Source organism: Zobellia russellii (genome assembly GCF_018728565.1).
Taxonomy (GTDB): domain Bacteria; phylum Bacteroidota; class Bacteroidia; order Flavobacteriales; family Flavobacteriaceae; genus Zobellia; species Zobellia russellii.
On sequence record NZ_JACSOI010000011.1, the window covers coordinates 87835 to 104163 of the forward strand.

Annotated in this window: 14 protein-coding genes; 11 read left to right on the forward strand and 3 right to left on the reverse strand. The window is 37.4% G+C overall.

Annotated elements, in window-relative coordinates:
- Positions 1–11 precede the first annotated feature (11 nt).
- Both gap and H9565_RS18995 read left to right on the forward strand, forming a co-directional pair.
- Entirely contained in the window at positions 12–1022 is a 1011-nt protein-coding gene (gene gap / locus H9565_RS18990; RefSeq protein ID WP_215441949.1) for a type I glyceraldehyde-3-phosphate dehydrogenase, read from the forward strand.
- Complete coding sequence (locus H9565_RS18995; RefSeq protein WP_215441950.1) at positions 1019–3247, forward strand: tetratricopeptide repeat-containing hybrid sensor histidine kinase/response regulator; 2229 nt, start codon at positions 1019–1021, stop codon at positions 3245–3247. Before gap ends, H9565_RS18995 begins: the two co-directional genes overlap by 4 nt.
- Here the strand turns inward: H9565_RS18995 and lpxK are convergent.
- Positions 3237–4235 (reverse strand): tetraacyldisaccharide 4'-kinase, encoded by a 999-nt coding sequence (gene lpxK / locus H9565_RS19000; protein ID WP_215441951.1) that lies wholly within the window; start codon positions 4233–4235, stop codon positions 3237–3239. The genes H9565_RS18995 and lpxK overlap by 11 nt on opposite strands.
- A gap of 46 nt (positions 4236–4281) precedes the next feature.
- Here lpxK and H9565_RS19005 point away from each other — a divergent pair, with 46 nt between their 5' ends.
- The 3 genes from H9565_RS19005 to H9565_RS19015 all read left to right on the forward strand — a co-directional run bounded on the left by H9565_RS19005 (position 4282) and on the right by H9565_RS19015 (position 6682).
- Entirely contained in the window at positions 4282–5376 is a 1095-nt protein-coding gene (locus H9565_RS19005) for a Nif3-like dinuclear metal center hexameric protein (protein ID WP_215441952.1), read from the forward strand.
- A gap of 5 nt (positions 5377–5381) precedes the next feature.
- Positions 5382–6161, forward strand: coding sequence for a zinc ribbon domain-containing protein (locus H9565_RS19010; protein ID WP_215441953.1), 780 nt, complete (start codon positions 5382–5384; stop codon positions 6159–6161).
- An 89-nt stretch (positions 6162–6250) separates the two neighbouring features.
- A complete protein-coding gene (locus tag H9565_RS19015) occupies positions 6251–6682 on the forward strand; it encodes a DUF4174 domain-containing protein (RefSeq protein WP_215441954.1) in 432 nt (143 codons plus the stop codon).
- On the opposite strand, the gene H9565_RS19020 is transcribed toward H9565_RS19015, so the two are convergent.
- Positions 6679–8019 carry an FAD-dependent oxidoreductase gene (locus H9565_RS19020; RefSeq protein WP_215441955.1) on the reverse strand — a complete coding sequence of 447 codons (1341 nt, stop codon included), beginning with the start codon at positions 8017–8019 and terminating at the stop codon, positions 6679–6681. The genes H9565_RS19015 and H9565_RS19020 overlap by 4 nt on opposite strands.
- A 146-nt stretch (positions 8020–8165) precedes the next feature.
- On the opposite strand from H9565_RS19020, the gene H9565_RS19025 reads away from it, so the two are divergent.
- The 4 genes from H9565_RS19025 to H9565_RS19040 are packed head-to-tail and all read left to right on the forward strand — an operon-like array spanning position 8166 to position 11823.
- On the forward strand, positions 8166–8810 hold the full coding sequence (locus H9565_RS19025; protein ID WP_215441956.1) for a flavin reductase family protein: 645 nt from the start codon (positions 8166–8168) through the stop codon (positions 8808–8810).
- The gene (locus tag H9565_RS19030; protein ID WP_215441957.1) at positions 8800–8937 is read left to right on the forward strand and encodes a DUF2256 domain-containing protein; all 138 of its coding nucleotides are present in this window, start codon (positions 8800–8802) and stop codon (positions 8935–8937) included. The genes H9565_RS19025 and H9565_RS19030 overlap by 11 nt, the downstream gene beginning before the upstream one ends.
- A gap of 31 nt (positions 8938–8968) precedes the next feature.
- Positions 8969–10264 carry a DASH family cryptochrome gene (locus H9565_RS19035; protein ID WP_215441958.1) on the forward strand — a complete coding sequence of 432 codons (1296 nt, stop codon included), beginning with the start codon at positions 8969–8971 and terminating at the stop codon, positions 10262–10264.
- A gap of 26 nt (positions 10265–10290) precedes the next feature.
- A complete protein-coding gene (locus H9565_RS19040; protein ID WP_215441959.1) occupies positions 10291–11823 on the forward strand; it encodes a cryptochrome/photolyase family protein in 1533 nt (510 codons plus the stop codon).
- A 154-nt stretch (positions 11824–11977) separates the two neighbouring features.
- Here H9565_RS19040 and H9565_RS19045 read toward each other — a convergent pair whose 3' ends face one another.
- A complete protein-coding gene (locus H9565_RS19045) occupies positions 11978–12526 on the reverse strand; it encodes a ClpP family protease (protein WP_215441960.1) in 549 nt (182 codons plus the stop codon).
- 391 nt (positions 12527–12917) lie between these two features.
- Here H9565_RS19045 and H9565_RS19050 point away from each other — a divergent pair, with 391 nt between their 5' ends.
- A complete protein-coding gene (locus H9565_RS19050) occupies positions 12918–15350 on the forward strand; it encodes a gliding motility-associated C-terminal domain-containing protein (RefSeq protein ID WP_215441961.1) in 2433 nt (810 codons plus the stop codon).
- An 11-nt stretch (positions 15351–15361) separates the two neighbouring features.
- Positions 15362–16267 carry a PorP/SprF family type IX secretion system membrane protein gene (locus H9565_RS19055; protein WP_215441962.1) on the forward strand — a complete coding sequence of 302 codons (906 nt, stop codon included), beginning with the start codon at positions 15362–15364 and terminating at the stop codon, positions 16265–16267.
- Positions 16268–16329: the final 62 nt, after the last annotated feature.

Consider the following 16329-nt stretch of genomic DNA (forward strand, 5'->3'; position numbering starts at 1 on the left):
CTAATTTTCTTATGAAAAAGACCACTATTGGCATTAACGGATTTGGCCGAATAGGTCGAACACTTTTTAGGCTTTTAGACGCCCACCCTAGCCTAAATGTAGTTGCCATCAATGATTTGGCAGATGCAAGAACGCTTTCTCATTTACTAAAATATGATAGTATTCATGGTGTTTTTAACCATGATATCACTTATAAAGAAAACACTATAATTGTTGACGGAGAGTCTGTGGCCTTAACCAATCACAAAACTCCAAATGACATTATTTGGTCCGATTATAATGTGGATATTGTTGTGGAGTGTTCCGGTAAATTCAAGACCAAAGAGAGTCTTCAACCTCATTTGGCCAACGGCGCAAAAAAGGTGATTTTATCCGCTCCTCCCGCAGATGAGGATATAAAGATGATTGTTATGGGAATTAACGAGGTTTCCCTAAATGCCGATGATGATATAATTTCCAATGCCTCATGCACCACCAACAATGCCGCCCCGATGATTAAGGTTATTGATGAACTGTGCGGTATAGAGCAGGCATATATTACCACAATACATTCATATACTTCAGACCAAAGTCTACATGACCAACCACATCATGACTTAAGAAGAGCTCGCGCAGCTTCTCAGTCTATTGTTCCCACTACAACAGGAGCAGCAAAAGCCCTTACCAAAATTTTCCCGCACTTGGCAGATGTAATCGGTGGATGCGGAATAAGGGTTCCTGTTCCAAATGGATCATTAACAGATATTACCTTTAATGTTAAAAAAGAAACTTCAATAAACCAAATCAACACTGTTTTTAAGAAAAAATCCGATAAAGAGCTCAAAAACATACTTTTATACACAGAAGATCCAATAGTATCTATTGATATAAACAATAGTTATTATTCTTGTACGTTTGACTCTATGATGACTTCGGTTATTGGAAAAATGGTTAAAATAATTGGATGGTACGATAACGAAACCGGTTATAGTAGCAGACTTATAGATTTAATTTTACTATTGACAAGAAATAAATACGTTTGAAGCTTGATTTTCTACATATCGGCATAAAAAAATTACTTTCGATATTCGTATTGATTTGGGTTGCTCAAAATTTAGAGGCCCAAGATAGTCTTGCCCTTGAAAATAACGATGTTCGTATCTATTTTGAGGAAGCCCGTGCATACCGCAATAGAGATCAAACCGATTTAGCCCTAGAGGCTCTGGAAAAAGCCGCAAAAGTAGCCGAGGAAAAAGCTGATGTAAAAGCGCTCATAGACTGCTATCATAAATTTGCGTTGGTCTACCTGAAACTTAAAAAAGAAGAAACTACTTATTTCTATTGGGATAGGGCAAAAGCTTTGCTTAAGGATATAGAATACCCTTACGGTAGTGCTATGCAAAAGTATATTGAAGCCATTTTACTTTTTCACGACGATAAAAATTTTCAGGCCATTTTTATGCTGAACGAAGCCAAGCAGCTGAATAACGACCGTAATTTTTTCAACAATATTTTACTGGCGGAAGGTAATATTTTCCTCAAACTACAAAAATATGATAGTGCTGCTAAGAACTTTAATTCGCTTATCATCAATACCGATATATATGAAAGCGACTATCTAGCCACCAAAGCTTATTTAGGCTTAGCTCAACTGGATTTAGAGACCGAAAAATTTGAAGAAAGTGCAGAAAACGGTGAAAATGCACTTAAACTGGCAAAGAAAAATAAATTTTTTAAAGAAATATGGGAAGCTAATGAAATGCTGACCACAGTTTATGAAAAATTAGGCAACTACGATAAGTCATTGGCAAACAACCGTAATTTGCTTCATATACGGGATTCACTCTTCAACATTGCCAAAATGAAGACCGAGGCCAAAACTGCCGAGAAAATTCAGTTTGATTTCATGAGCGATGAAATAAAGCGCCAAGAACAAAAAATTGAAGAACTGAACGAGTCCAAAAACAAATCCGATATTACGGCAATCCTTACCTCTGCCCTATTAACGATTATTACACTTTTGGCCGTATCCTTATTCAGAAACAACCAGATCAAGCTTAAAACCAACGATTTATTACAGACCAAAAACAATGAATTAAAAGCTGCTAGGGATGCGGCCGTTACGGCGATGGAAGCAAAGACCAATTTCTTGTCTACGGTTAGCCATGAACTTAGAACACCGCTATATGCCGTAACAGGGCTAACGCATTTGTTGCTAGAGGAAAACCCGAGCAAAGGTCAAAAAGAACATCTAAAAGCATTAAAATTCTCAGGAGATTACCTGTTGAATTTTATAAACGATATTCTTCAAATCAATAAAATTGATGCGGACAAATTAGAGCCTCTTAACGTTGAGTTCAACCTTAAAAAAGTGCTACAGGAAGTTATTGATTCGCTTCAACAAAGTGCCCAGAGTAACAAGACTAAATTAACTTTAGATTACGACCGCAACATACCCTACCACTTAATGAGCGACCCGTTAAAACTGTCTCAGATTTTCCTGAACCTTGTGGGTAATGCTTTAAAATTTACTAAAGGCGGCGAGGTTAAAGTAACCGCAAAACTCATAAAGAAAGAAGATGAAGACGTTAAACTTTACTTTGAGGTTAAAGATAACGGAATAGGTATAGCCAAAGAACAACAGCAAAATATCTTTGACGGTTTTGAACAAGGTTCAATACAAATTAATAGGGAATATGGGGGCACAGGACTTGGCCTTACTATTGTAAAAAGTCTATTGGGACTTTTTGAAAGTAGAATAGAATTAGAGAGTGAACTGGGGGTTGGGAGTACCTTTTTCTTTGAGCTAGACGTAAAAGGTAAAGACAGTCTGGTTGATGACATTCCTTTTGAAGTAACTCCAGAAGACTTTGATTTTAAAGGCCTGAATATCCTAATTGTTGAGGACAACAAAATTAACCAGGTCATCACCAAGAAAATGCTCACTAAAAAAGAGATTACCAGTGACATTGCCAATAATGGTGGAGAAGCAATAGATATGGCCCGTGAGAATTATTACGATGCCATTCTAATGGATATACATATGCCGGGCATTGGCGGTGAAGAGGCCACTATTGAAATTCGGAAATTTGATATCGTCACACCAATTATAGCGCTTACCGCAATTTCGCTGGACGACAGTTTAGAGAGCTTCTATGCCGCGGGCTGTAATGATGTTATTACAAAACCGTTTAAACCAGAAGTCTTCTACCAGAAAATAGGTGAGAACATTTTTAATAGAAAAGAGCTTAAAAATACTACTTCATAAATTGTTGTAACCTTTCTCTTAAGGCATCTTCTCCCATTCCAAAAAACTTATGTTTTACAGGAATGTAATAAAGGTTATCTATTTTACCCTTCAGTCTTACAAAATCTTTTTCAGTGGTTAAAATACATTGTTTTTGCCGCAAATCATTCAACTCAGCCTCACTAAAATCATGATGATCCTTAAATTTCAGATGTTCAAAGTTTAGACCTTTTCTTTTTAAATAATCCACTAAAGGTGCTGGGTTAGCTATTCCTGTTACAAGGGTTACCTCCTTTTTTTTCAAAGTATCAAAGAAAACGGTAGTATCTATAGTTTTTAATTCATCTTCATAAGCTAGATAAGTAAACCAAATTTCTTGATATGGTTTTGGTTTTAACTTCGCTACTATCCTCTTCCGGGCATCAGCACTCAAATCTTTAGGGCATTTGGTTACGATTATTACTTGGGCCCTACCCGCCTCTTTTTTACTATCCCTTAAATTTCCAGTTGGCAAATACCAATCATCAACATAAAGATGACCATAAGAGGTTAAAAGAATAGAAAACGCGCAATTCACTTTTCGGTGTTGATATGCATCATCCAGTAAGATTACTTCAGGTTGTATTTTTTCTTTAAGAGTTCTTATTCCATTCCTCCTATCTGCATCTACGGCCAGAGCTATATCGGGAAACTTAGAAAATATCTGATAAGGTTCATCACCCAATAGGTCTACCGTTGCATTTTCACGGGCAAGTACAAACCCTTTTGATTTCCTGCGATACCCTCTACTTAACACCGCCACTTTATAGCTATCTTTTAGCATAGCTACCAAAAGTTCTACCATAGGAGTTTTCCCGGTTCCGCCCGCACTTAAATTTCCAATACAAATAGTGGGTGTTGTAAAACTTTGGGAACTAAAAATTCCTTTATCATAGAAATAATTCCGGAAGTAAACTACCAACGCATAAATCAGCGATACGGGAAATAATATTTTTCTGAGTACTTGCACAGGGCGAAATTATAATATTTTATCTTTAGACCTCATAAAAATAGCTATGACCGTAAAAGAAGTCACCCAAATACTTGAAGATTTAGCACCTCTAGCCTATGCCGAAGGTTTTGACAACGTTGGCCTTCTGGTCGGAAATAGCAAAGCAAAGGTTTCCGGCATACTTGTAACCTTGGACACGTTGGAAAACGTGGTAGATGAGGCTATTTCACAAAACTGTAATCTAATAATAAGTTTTCACCCCATCATTTTTGGGGGACTGAAAAAGTTGACAGGAAAATCATATGTAGAGCGGGTGGTTATCAAAGCCATTAAAAATGACATTGCCATTTACAGTATGCATACGGCTCTGGATAATATTCCAGAAGGTGTAAATGCCAAAATATGTGAGGTTCTTGGCATAAAAAAACCACAAATTTTAATCCCCCAGAAGGAGACCATTAAAAAACTGACCACCTACGTACCAATTAAAGATGCCAACACCCTTAGAGATGCCCTTTTTAGTGCAGGAGCAGGAAATATTGGCAATTACAGCAATTGTAGTTTTAGCACCAACGGCCAAGGAAGTTACAAAGCCGGTGAACAGGCCAACCCTACCCTTGGCGAAATAGGAAAAACCCATTACGAAGAAGAGACCCAACTAAGCGTTACTTTTTCCAAGGTAAACCAAGCAAAAATAATGAAGGCTTTGTTCACTACCCACCCCTATGAAGAAGTGGCGTATGAAGTGATGACTTTGGAAAATACGGATCAAAACATAGGTATGGGCATGATAGGTGAACTTGAAGAACCTATGGAAGACTTCTCTTTTTTAAAGAAAGTAAAGGAAAAAATGAATGCAGGCGGTATTCGCCATTCGAAGTTGCTAGGAAGAAAAATCAAAAAAATAGCTGTTCTGGGCGGCAGTGGTGCTTTTGCCATTTCGCCTGCAATGGCAGCAGGTGCGGATGTTTTGATTACAGCGGACATAAAATACCATGAATTTTACAAAGCGGAAGGTAAAATGATTATTGCAGATATAGGACACTATGAAAGCGAGCAGTTTACAAAAAACCTTTTAGTTGAGTATCTTACAAAAAAAATCCCTAATTTTGCAATCCGTTTATCGGAAAGTAAAACCAATCCCATCAAGTATTTATAAAATATATGGCAAAAAAATCAGAAGCAACGGTAGAGGAAAAGTTAAGGGCATTGTACGACTTGCAATTGATTGATTCAAGAGTAGATGAAATACGTAATGTACGAGGCGAACTTCCTTTAGAAGTAGAAGATTTAGAAGATGACGTTCTTGGTCTTAAAACAAGATTGGACAAGTTGAAAACAGATGTTGAGACCATCAATTTTGAGATTGGCGCAAAAAAGAACCTTATAGATGAGTCTAAAGCACTTATAAAAAAATATACGGAACAACAGAAGAACGTTCGTAACAGTAGAGAATTTAACTCTATTAGCAAAGAACTTGAATTTCAAGAACTTGAAATTCAATTAGCGGAAAAGAACATTAAAGAGTTCAAAGCACAGATAGAGCAGAAAAAAGCAGTTATTTCCGAAACGAAAGAACGTTTATCTGAGCGCGAGTCTCACTTAAAGCATAAGAAAAGCGAGCTTGATGCTATTTTGGCCGAGACCGAAAAAGAAGAAAAAGCACTTCTTGCCCAGTCTGAAAAATACCAAAGCGAAATAGAAGAACGTCTTGTTAAGGCTTACACACGTATCCGTAACAACGTTAAGAACGGTTTAGCTGTTGTGCCAATCGAAAGAGGCGCCTCAGGAGGTTCTTTCTTTACTATTCCGCCACAGGTACAGGTAGAAATTGCTTCCCGTAAAAAAATAATTACGGATGAGCACAGTGGTAGAATATTGGTTGATCCAGTTCTAGCTGAAGAGGAGCAAGAAAAAATGGGAAAAATGTTTACTAAAATGTAATTCTACATTTCCCTAATAAAACCAAAGCCATCTACTTTTCAAGTGGATGGCTTTTTTTTGGTATCTTAACAACTATAGAAAAGCTAATTATGCAAATTCTTAAACCTTTGTTTCCAATCCTATTCTTTATGACTTGGTGCTACTCATGGAGTCAAAACCTTGATGATTACAAATGGGAGAACCGTTTATTATTTTTCATAGCTGATAATGAATCTCTTACTCTTGAAAAAAATGTAAAGCTATTTACAGAGAATAAAAATGAATTAAAGGACCGTGATCTTATTATTCTAATAATGAACCGTAAAAATATTTTTAATACGGATGGCAGTAAATTGGATGTAAAAGCTGAACACGTCTATGAACAATTCCAATTAATGACCGATTATGAAGGTATTTTACTCATAGGTAAGGACGGCGGTGCCAAATTAAAAAAACCGCTGCCGGTTAATCCAGAAACTATATACAACACAATAGATGCTATGCCCATGCGCCAATCCGAGTTACGGAATAGAAAAAATTAAATCAAGCTCAATATCTTCTGCTCTACTTCTTCACTATCCCACTTATCCTCAATATTGGGCATTTCCAATACTTTTTGCATAATAGCTTCCTGAGCATCACCCATTTCTAGGGCTTCTGAATAGGGTCTGTTAGAAAATGTAACCCTAGAGTAGGCCGGAATCCATTTATCCGGGTGAAGGGCCGCAAAACGCTTTTCTATTTTTTTCTGTAACAGAAATTTAGGGTCGGCCGTCTTACTGCTCATTTCAACAAAATTGCGGTAACTGAGTTCCGCTATGGCATCTGCATTTGGTTTTCGTTCTTCTTGATACTCCTTAAAAATAGCTTCCCAATCATTTCCGTACTTCTCTATTTTCTGCTTTAGCATAAAAATATCTTCAAAACCTGCATTCATACCTTGACCGTAAAAAGGAACGATTGCATGGGCAGAATCTCCCACTAAAGCCACTTTGTCCCAATAGGTCCAAGGATAACATTTCATAGTTACCATAGCACTTGTAGGGTTCTTGAAAAAGTCTTGTGTTAGGTTTTCTATCTCTTTTCTAACATTAGGAAAGTAGGTTTTGAAAAAGTCTTTTGCTTGTTCTTTTGTTTCAATACTTTCAAAGGATACTTCTCCCTCAAAAGGCATAAACAAGGTACAGGTAAAACTACCATCAATATTAGGCATGGCAATCAGCATAAATTTACCCCTAGGCCAAATGTGAAACGAATTTTTATCCAGTTTGTGAGTGCCGTCCTCGTTGGCCGGTATAGAAAGTTCCTTGTAGCCTACGTCAATAAAATCCTGTGAATAATCAAACCTGCTTCGGCGTTGCATTTTATGCCGTACACGAGAAAATGCGCCATCGCAACCAAAAATTATATCATAGTTGTATTCTTTCCACTCGCCTTTTTCGGTCTCTCCTGTATATAATGTAGCTTCTGGTAAGTCTACATTCCAGACCTTCTCATCAAAACGAAACTCCACACCGGCATCTTCCGCCAAGTCTATCATCTTTTTGTTCAGCACACCTCTAGAAATAGACCAAATAGCCTCTCCTTCTTTCCCATACTTTTGAAAATAGATGGGCTTATCTATTACATGCATGGCTCGCTTATCCAATGGGATAGCTATCTTTTTTATTTCATCCTCTATACCTACCTCGGCCAAAGATTGCCAGCCTCTATTGCTCATGGCCAAATTAATGGAGCGTCCTGAAAATTTAATATTTCTAATATCCGGCCTCCTGTCAAAAACGGTAATGGTATGGCCCATTTTTTTGAGATATATGGCCAGTAAAGAGCCAACAAGGCCAGAGCCTATTATGGCTATATTCTTAGAAGATTGTATCATATATTTAAGCTGAGAGGCTAATAAAGGACTAAAATAAGACATCAAAATTAAATGTACCCCTATAGTCCTAAAAATTGACGCAATTACACATAGAGAAGATATATTGTTTTAATATTTCATAATTTTATTAAACAAAACGCCAAACAATGTTGCACTATCAAGACGAAGATTTAAGTAAACTAACTTCTCGTTACCGCGCCAATCTCATAAATAGCTGTACTGGTTATAAATCACTAAACCTTATAGCTTCAATAGCTGGTCCTCAATTTACAAACTTGGCCTTATTTAATTCTGTAGTACATATTGGGAGTAATCCCGCAATGTTAGGCTTTATTTCTCGTCCATTAACTGTTCGCCGAGACACTTACAACAACATCAAAAAGAATCGTTTTTTCACGGTAAATCAAGTTAACGAGGCCATATACAAAGATGCACATCATACCTCTGCAAAATATGATGCGCTTACATCTGAATTTGAAAAAACGGGTTTGACCGAAGAATTCTTGGATAATTTCAAGGTTCCTTATGTAGCTGAGAGTTCTATTAAAATAGGTTGTGAATTTGTAAACGAATATACTATAGAGGAAAACGGATGTCTCCTAATTATTGGCGCCATCAAGCATATATACATCAATGAAGAAATCGTATCAAAAGATGGTTGGATACAATTGGACAAAGCAAATACAATTTCCTCTGTAGGTTTGGACGGCTATGCTTTACCAAAAGTTATTGACAGGTTGGCCTATGCCAAACCTCATGAGAAGACAAATTCTCTCTGGCATGAGTCATAAAAAAACACATCTACCAACTAAAGTTTGTGTGGTCTGCCTCAGACCTTTTGTGTGGCGAAAGAAATGGGAACGCGATTGGGAAAATGTAAAATATTGTAGTAAAAAATGTAGACAAATGGCAAATTGAATTTTAATCTTTTATTAATTAAATATATCCTATGAATTTAGTCTGGTTTAGAAACGATTTAAGAATCGCCGATAATCCGTCTTTATCGCAAGCCTGCAATACTAAAGACAATGTTATTGCGGTATATTGTTTTGACCCAAGGCATTATGAAAAAGATATTTTTGGTTTTCAAAAGACTTCAAATTATCGCGCTCAATTTTTAATAGAATCCGTATACGAATTAGAAAGAAACCTTAGTGAACTTAATATTTCTTTGATAATAGTTTACGATAAACCGGAACATACGATTCCACACCTAATTGAGAAGTATAGTATTGAAGCGGTTTACTTTCAAGAAGAATGGACTACAGAGGAAAGAAGTGTTTCAGAATCCGTAATTCTAGCATCTCCCGATTATATAAAATTTAAATGTTCATACGGTCAGTTTTTAATTCACCCGGACGCAATTCCATTTCAAGACTACCAAAATATACCCGAGGTCTTTACAGTTTTTAGAAAAACATGCGAAGCTAAAACTAAAGTCAACCCAGTTATTCCTGTACCTCTACCCCAGCCGAAAAACAACTTAATTAAACAGCGTCATAAAAGTTTAGAACTTTCGGATTTAGGTCTTTTGAGTTTTGAAGTAGACTTCAGAACTGCTTTTCCTTTTAAAGGCGGAGAAAACCAAGCAATCAAAAGAATTGAAGAATATATCTGGAAAAAACAGAAATTATCGGTTTATAAAAAAACTCGTAACGGACTAATTGGTTCGGATTATAGTTCTAAACTTTCCGCATGGTTAGCAAATGGTAGTATATCTCCACGAACCATTTACTGGCATGTAAAAGATTTTGAAAAAGAAATTATCAAAAATGAGAGTACGTACTGGCTCATCTTTGAACTGTTATGGCGAGACTATTTCAAATACATTTCTTTAAAACATCAAAATAAAATATTCTGCTTAAAAGGTATTTCCGGAAGACCATATAATTGGCATAGCTCTGAAACATTATTAATACAATGGATTGAAGGCCGTACCAAATCTCCTTTCATAAATGCCAATATGAAAGAATTGTCTTCAACAGGGTGGATGAGTAATCGCGGGCGCCAAAACGTAGCAAGTTTTTGGTCCAAAGAGCTAGAACAAGACTGGCGTATTGGCGCCGCTTATTTTGAAAGTATGCTCATAGATTACGATGTGCATAGCAATTGGTGCAATTGGATGTATACAAGTGGTGTAGGAAACGACCCTAGGAATAGAAAATTCAACATAGAACGCCAAGCAAGTATTTATGACCCTCAAGGAAAATTTCAAAATCTGTGGTTACAAGAAACCCTCTTCTAAATAACTACAGCATATAAATTATATTCATGAAGACATTACGACTCATCTTAGGAGATCAACTGAACGAAAACCATTCTTGGTTTAAAGCTGTAGATAAAAATGTTATTTACTTAATGGCCGAAATGCGCCAAGAAACGGACTATGTTAAACATCATATCCAAAAAGTAGTGGCATTCTTTTTAGCTATGCGTAATTTCTCCGAAACTATAAAGTCCAAAGGCCATCAGTGTATTTATTTGAAAATTTCCGATAATAACAACCCTCAAAACTTGGAAGAAATAATAAAACATTACATTAAGGAGACCACCGCGACAAATTTTGAATACCAATTACCGGATGAATATCGTTTGGACCTACAATTACAATCCATTTGCCAAAATCTGGATTGCAACTATAAAGCCATAGAAACCGAGCATTTTTATACCACTAGATTTGAGCTCAAAAACTTTTTCTCAGGCAAAAAACAGCTTATCATGGAAAGTTTCTACCGCATGATGCGTAAAAAACACCATATTCTAACCACCGGAAACCAACCAGAAGGCGGCAAGTGGAATTACGACCATAGCAATCGTAAAAAATGGAAAGGTCAACCTACGATACCAACATCTAAGGACTTTCATAATAATGTGCAGCATCTTATATCCGAAATTAATGAAAGTGGAGCACAAACATTTGGGCGCATAGACCCTACTAATTTTAATTGGCCCTGTTCAAGAACAGAAGCATTGGCCGTCTTGGATTACTTCTGCGAGAACCTGCTGGAACATTTTGGTGATTTTCAAGATGCCCTTCACACAAATGAAAAGTTTTTGTTTCATTCAAGGTTATCGTTTGCTATGAACAGTAAGATGATTTCACCCAAAGAAGTCATTGATTCGGTCATAGCATACTACCATGAACATACAGATACCATTCACATTTCTCAAGTAGAGGGCTTTGTTCGTCAAATTCTAGGTTGGCGAGAATATATGCGCGGTATTTATTGGAAAGAGATGCCTACCTATTCCAAGGTCAACGAACTAAATAACACCAACTCTCTACCCGATTTCTTCTGGACCGGTAAAACTAAAATGAATTGTTTGCATCATGCCATTGAACAAAGTCTTGACGAGGCCTATGCACACCATATACAACGCTTGATGATTACTGGTAATTTTGCACTTTTAAACATGACGGACCCCGACCAAGTAGATGCTTGGTACCTCGGCATCTATATTGATGCCATTGAATGGGTAGAAATAACCAACACAAGGGGTATGAGCCAATTTGCAGATGGTGGTATTGTAGCCACCAAACCTTATGTTAGTAGCGCCAACTATATAAACAAAATGAGCAATTATTGTAGTAGCTGCCATTATTCCCACACCAAAAAAATAGGAGACAAGGCGTGTCCGTTCAATGCTCTGTACTGGAACTTTCTAGACGAAAAGCGAGCACATTTTAAAGATAATAACCGTATGGCCATGATGATGAGCCTGTTGAACAAAAAATCCGCAGAAGAACTAGAAGCCTTAAAAAAAAGAGCCAATGCTATTATTGAAAAGCCCGATTTATACTAAGGTTATATAGTTTTTGGGGAAAAGGAACATCCTACGCAAAAATTTGCTTTGTAAATACAATAATGGTTTCGCGAGAGCGTCTATATATCCCAAAAAAAGTCCTTCATAATTTAATTACGAAGGACTTTTTCTTTTTTTTTGGAGATTAAAATTACTATTCTAAAATACCATCTACAATGCCATAGGCAATAGATTCTTCGGCATTCATCCAATAATCCCTATCAAAATCTCTCAATACCTTTTCATAGTCCTGACCACAATTGTCGGCTAAAATACGCGCACTCAATTCTTTGGTCTTGATGATTTCTTTGGCCTGAATTTCAATATTTGAAGCTTGGCCTCTTGCACCACCACTTGGTTGGTGAATCATAACCTGCGCATGGGGCTGAATAAACCTTCTACCTTTTTTTCCAACAGAAAGCAATATAGAACCCATAGAGGCCGCAAGACCTGTACAGATTGTAGAAACAGGGCTTTTTAAAGATTTTATGATGTCATACATAGCAAAACCAGAAGTAACGTAACCACCCGGACTATTTATATATAACTGTATTTCTTCATTATTCTGCATATCTAAATACAATAAACGATCTATAACGTGCTTGGCGGAATCATCATCTACCATGCCCCATAAGAAGACCTTTCTTTCTTCTAACAATTTTTCGTCTATCGCTTCTTGAACTTTTCCTTTTTTAGAACTCATTTGCTATTATTTATACATCTCAAAATTAAACAATTTATCTGTACCAAAATAGTGTTACATGATTATCAATGTAATTACCCTTCATCGCTTTTTCTTACAACCCGTCCCAAACCGTTCATTTATTCTCATCGATAGAAATAAACCGCTCATCTATAGATATATGCCGCTAACGAATAAAACCTACGTTCATCGTATAGTCTACTAATTAACAAGGGTATAGGTGACCTTTGTACAGAACAAATAAAACATATGCTATAAAATTACGGCACTTTTTTATCCCAAATAACCTAGTTGCTACAGATTGAACTTGACCTTAATTACACCATTGCACACCCTTTACAGGTAAAGACTTAATGTAGCTTCTAATTATATGTTTACAAAACTTATAATTATGAAGAAAAAATTACACCAAAAAAAAATTACACGAGCTCTTGGGTTCGTTTTTCTCATATTCGCTTTTAACTCCGTCAGTGCGCAACTTCAAAGAGGGTTCTCTCCTCGGTATTCGGAAACCATAACAGGTGACTTTACTATGGTTGCAAACAACGTACTTTCCCGGCATGCAACAAATGCATACAACGGGAACGGTAGTAACCATGATTTTTCGGACAACGTATTTGTAGATATAGATAGTGATCCTACTACATTTAATTCTAGTAGCGCTAATTTATCAAACCCCTCTCCTGGCAGTTCTTGCTTGACCATAGAACGTGTTTTTCTGTATTGGGCTGCAGCCGATAAAGAATATGAAGTAGATGGTTCCGGAACACCAATTGCGGGCAATGGAGGCGTTGAGCCTTCTTGGAGTTTTGATAATATTAAATTAATGCTGCCAGGGTCTAGTAACTATGAGGCCACCCTAACTGCAGACGAAGTTATTTACCGCGGTAGGGACGACCATTTTGTTAACGACCCCTATATCTGTGTTAAGGACATTACGAGTTACGTACAAGGGTTGAGCGACCCTTTTGGCACCTACCAAGTAGCCAATGTTAAAGCCACTGAAGGACAATTACTATCTCATGGTGGCGGAAGAACAGGTACATCCGGTGGATGGCAAATAGTCTTTGTTTGGCAGAGTCCGCTTATGCCACAGAAACACATTACCCTTTTTGATGGATATGCCCATATTACAAGCACACAGAATAATTTTGATGTTACTTTTGATGGTTTCCAAACTGTACCTAATGGTGAGGTAAAAGCAAATATGGTCATTGGTTCTTTTGAAGGAGATAGAGGAATTTCTCGGGATCAGTTATTGATATTGGATACCTCTAACTCATGGGAACCTTTGTCCACTCCAATGAGACCGGCCAATAATTTCTTCAATAGTTCCATTACCACAAATGGCAGTGACTTTTTGGACAGAATGCCCGCAAGTTCAAATACATTAGGGTATGATGCCAGCTTGTTTAATTTGGAAAACACGGGCAACTCCCTAATTACCAACAATCAAACATCGGCTACGGTTCGGATGACTTCAGACCAAGAGGTTTATGGACTTTATCTTTTAGGTATGGCCGTAGAAGTTTACGAACCATCGTTAAACTCACTAGACCTTTACGCCACCGCTTCGGATGAAAACCCACGAACTGGAGAAACCATTCAGATATATTTGGATGTGGCCAATACGGGGAACGACAATATTAGAAATTTATCTTTCTCTACTACTATACCCGAAGAAATGGACTTTATAAGTGTGGAACCGTTGCCAAGTGAGATTACCTATAATTTTGACTCGGTTACAAGAGAACTTACTTTTAATGTAGCCGATGGTTATACTGATGTTACCAGTGCGCCCTATACTATTCAATATGCGGTACGTATTAAAGATGATGCTTACTTTTCAAGTATTCCCGCTTGTACGTTTAATTCGGATTCTCAAACCGTGGCTTTGTACACCGGCGAAATCAACACAACCCAACAAACCTCTAACAGTTCGTTTACGTTTGATGAATGTGGCGTTGGAAACGGAGACCCCACTACTATTATCATTAGCATTACCGATGTAGAAGCACCGGTCTTTGCTGAAAATCTTCCTGAAGATATTACGGTACCTTGTAACGGAGTACCGGATGCGGCCATCCTAACTGCTATAGATTATTGCGACCCGGACCCTACCGTAACTTTTACGGAGACCGCAACCAATGACCGAAATTGTGAAACCGGTTACGAGATAACCCGAACTTGGACAGCAACGGATAATGCCAACAATACCTTCACCCATACACAAATTATCACTGTAATATCCGATGAATGTATGATGGACGAGGAAGCACCAACATTTGTGGAAGAACTTCCGCAAGACCTTATTGTAGATTGTGATTCTATTCCCGAGGCAGATGTGCTAACGGCTATAGATAATTGCGATACGGACCCCGTAGTAACTTTCACGGAAACCGCAACAAATAACGAAGACTGTACTACAGGTTACGAAATTACAAGAACATGGATTGCCGTAGATAACAACGGTAACGAAACTACACATACCCAGCTTATTATAGTTGAAGCGGATATGCCTTGTGATATTGAAAATCTAGTAGTTTCCAAAACCCTGACCGCCAATGGCGATGGCATAAATGATGTGTTTGAAATTTCAGGATTAGAAGGTTGTGATTACACCTATCATCTAAAAGTTTTTAACAGATGGGGCAATATTGTCTATGAAAATAGCGATTACACTAATGATTGGAGCGGCTATGCACCTAAAAGTTCATTGGGCAACTCAGCTATGCTTTCATCAGGAACATATTACTATATCATTGGCTTTGGAAACAATGAAATAAAACCTGTTAACGGATATATCTATATCGGTTCTAACTAAAAAAGGCAGTCATGACTACGTTAAAAAAATATCTAGTTGTTCTAGCTATAAGCTGTGCCTTTTTCTCAAATGCGCAACAACTACCGCAATTTACACAATACGTATACAACACCATGTCCATAAACCCGGCATACGCCGGAAGCAGGCAAACGTTAAATGCTACTGCCTTGCACAGAAACCAATGGGCAGGTATAGAAGGTAATCCTACCACAAGCACCCTATCGGTTCATACGCCTATACGGTTCAGTAATGTAGGTGTTGGGTTATCCTATATAAACGACCAATTGGGATATGAAAAAACCAATTACATTTATGCGGATATCTCATATACCGTTCCCTTAAGTAGCACCGTTAATATGGCCTTAGGGTTAAAAGGTGGTGTTACCAACTACAAATTAGATACTCCGGACGAAACGGACCCATTCTTCTTTGATGGTTTTTCTAAATGGAACCCCAACATGGGAGCCGGAATTTATGTAAGCTCCAATAAATGGTATCTGGGTGTTTCAACTCCTCGTATTCTTAATACCGATTTAAACAATGGTGAATTCGTGGCTCTTGAACGTAATAGTTATTACGCCATTGGTGGATATGTTTTTGATATAGGAGAAACCACAAAATTCAAGCCCACGGCAATACTTAAATACACCAACGGGGCACCTGCATCATACGATGTAACGGCAAATTTTCTTTTCTATGAGAAATTTTGGATCGGTGCTTCCTATCGTTTTAATGACTCGGACAGTTTTGGGCTACTAATGGATTATGCTATTTCCGATTCTTTTAGAATTGGGTATGCTTATGACTTACCTACCTCAACTTTTAGACCCTATTCCGGAGGCACACATGAGGTCATTCTTATCTATGAACTTTTTGACCGAGGTTTAAAAGCCATGAAATCTCCTCGTTATTTCTAAATAGATTTTCCATTTTTATAAAAGTACCTCGTCATCCATTTTACTTTACAGTCTTTGCTTTA

Coding starts and splice junctions, on each gene's coding strand:
- H9565_RS19015 (WP_215441954.1), top strand. CDS start 6,251: ATGCAAATTCTTAAACCTTTGTTTCCAATCCTATTCTTTATGACTTGG.
- H9565_RS19010 (WP_215441953.1), top strand. CDS start 5,382: ATGGCAAAAAAATCAGAAGCAACGGTAGAGGAAAAGTTAAGGGCATTG.
- H9565_RS19055 (WP_215441962.1), top strand. CDS start 15,362: ATGACTACGTTAAAAAAATATCTAGTTGTTCTAGCTATAAGCTGTGCC.
- H9565_RS19045 (WP_215441960.1), bottom strand. CDS start 12,526: ATGAGTTCTAAAAAAGGAAAAGTTCAAGAAGCGATAGACGAAAAATTG.
- H9565_RS19020 (WP_215441955.1), bottom strand. CDS start 8,019: ATGATACAATCTTCTAAGAATATAGCCATAATAGGCTCTGGCCTTGTT.
- H9565_RS19050 (WP_215441961.1), top strand. CDS start 12,918: ATGAAGAAAAAATTACACCAAAAAAAAATTACACGAGCTCTTGGGTTC.
- H9565_RS19040 (WP_215441959.1), top strand. CDS start 10,291: ATGAAGACATTACGACTCATCTTAGGAGATCAACTGAACGAAAACCAT.
- H9565_RS19025 (WP_215441956.1), top strand. CDS start 8,166: ATGTTGCACTATCAAGACGAAGATTTAAGTAAACTAACTTCTCGTTAC.
- gap (WP_215441949.1), top strand. CDS start 12: ATGAAAAAGACCACTATTGGCATTAACGGATTTGGCCGAATAGGTCGA.
- H9565_RS19030 (WP_215441957.1), top strand. CDS start 8,800: ATGAGTCATAAAAAAACACATCTACCAACTAAAGTTTGTGTGGTCTGC.
- H9565_RS19035 (WP_215441958.1), top strand. CDS start 8,969: ATGAATTTAGTCTGGTTTAGAAACGATTTAAGAATCGCCGATAATCCG.
- H9565_RS19005 (WP_215441952.1), top strand. CDS start 4,282: ATGACCGTAAAAGAAGTCACCCAAATACTTGAAGATTTAGCACCTCTA.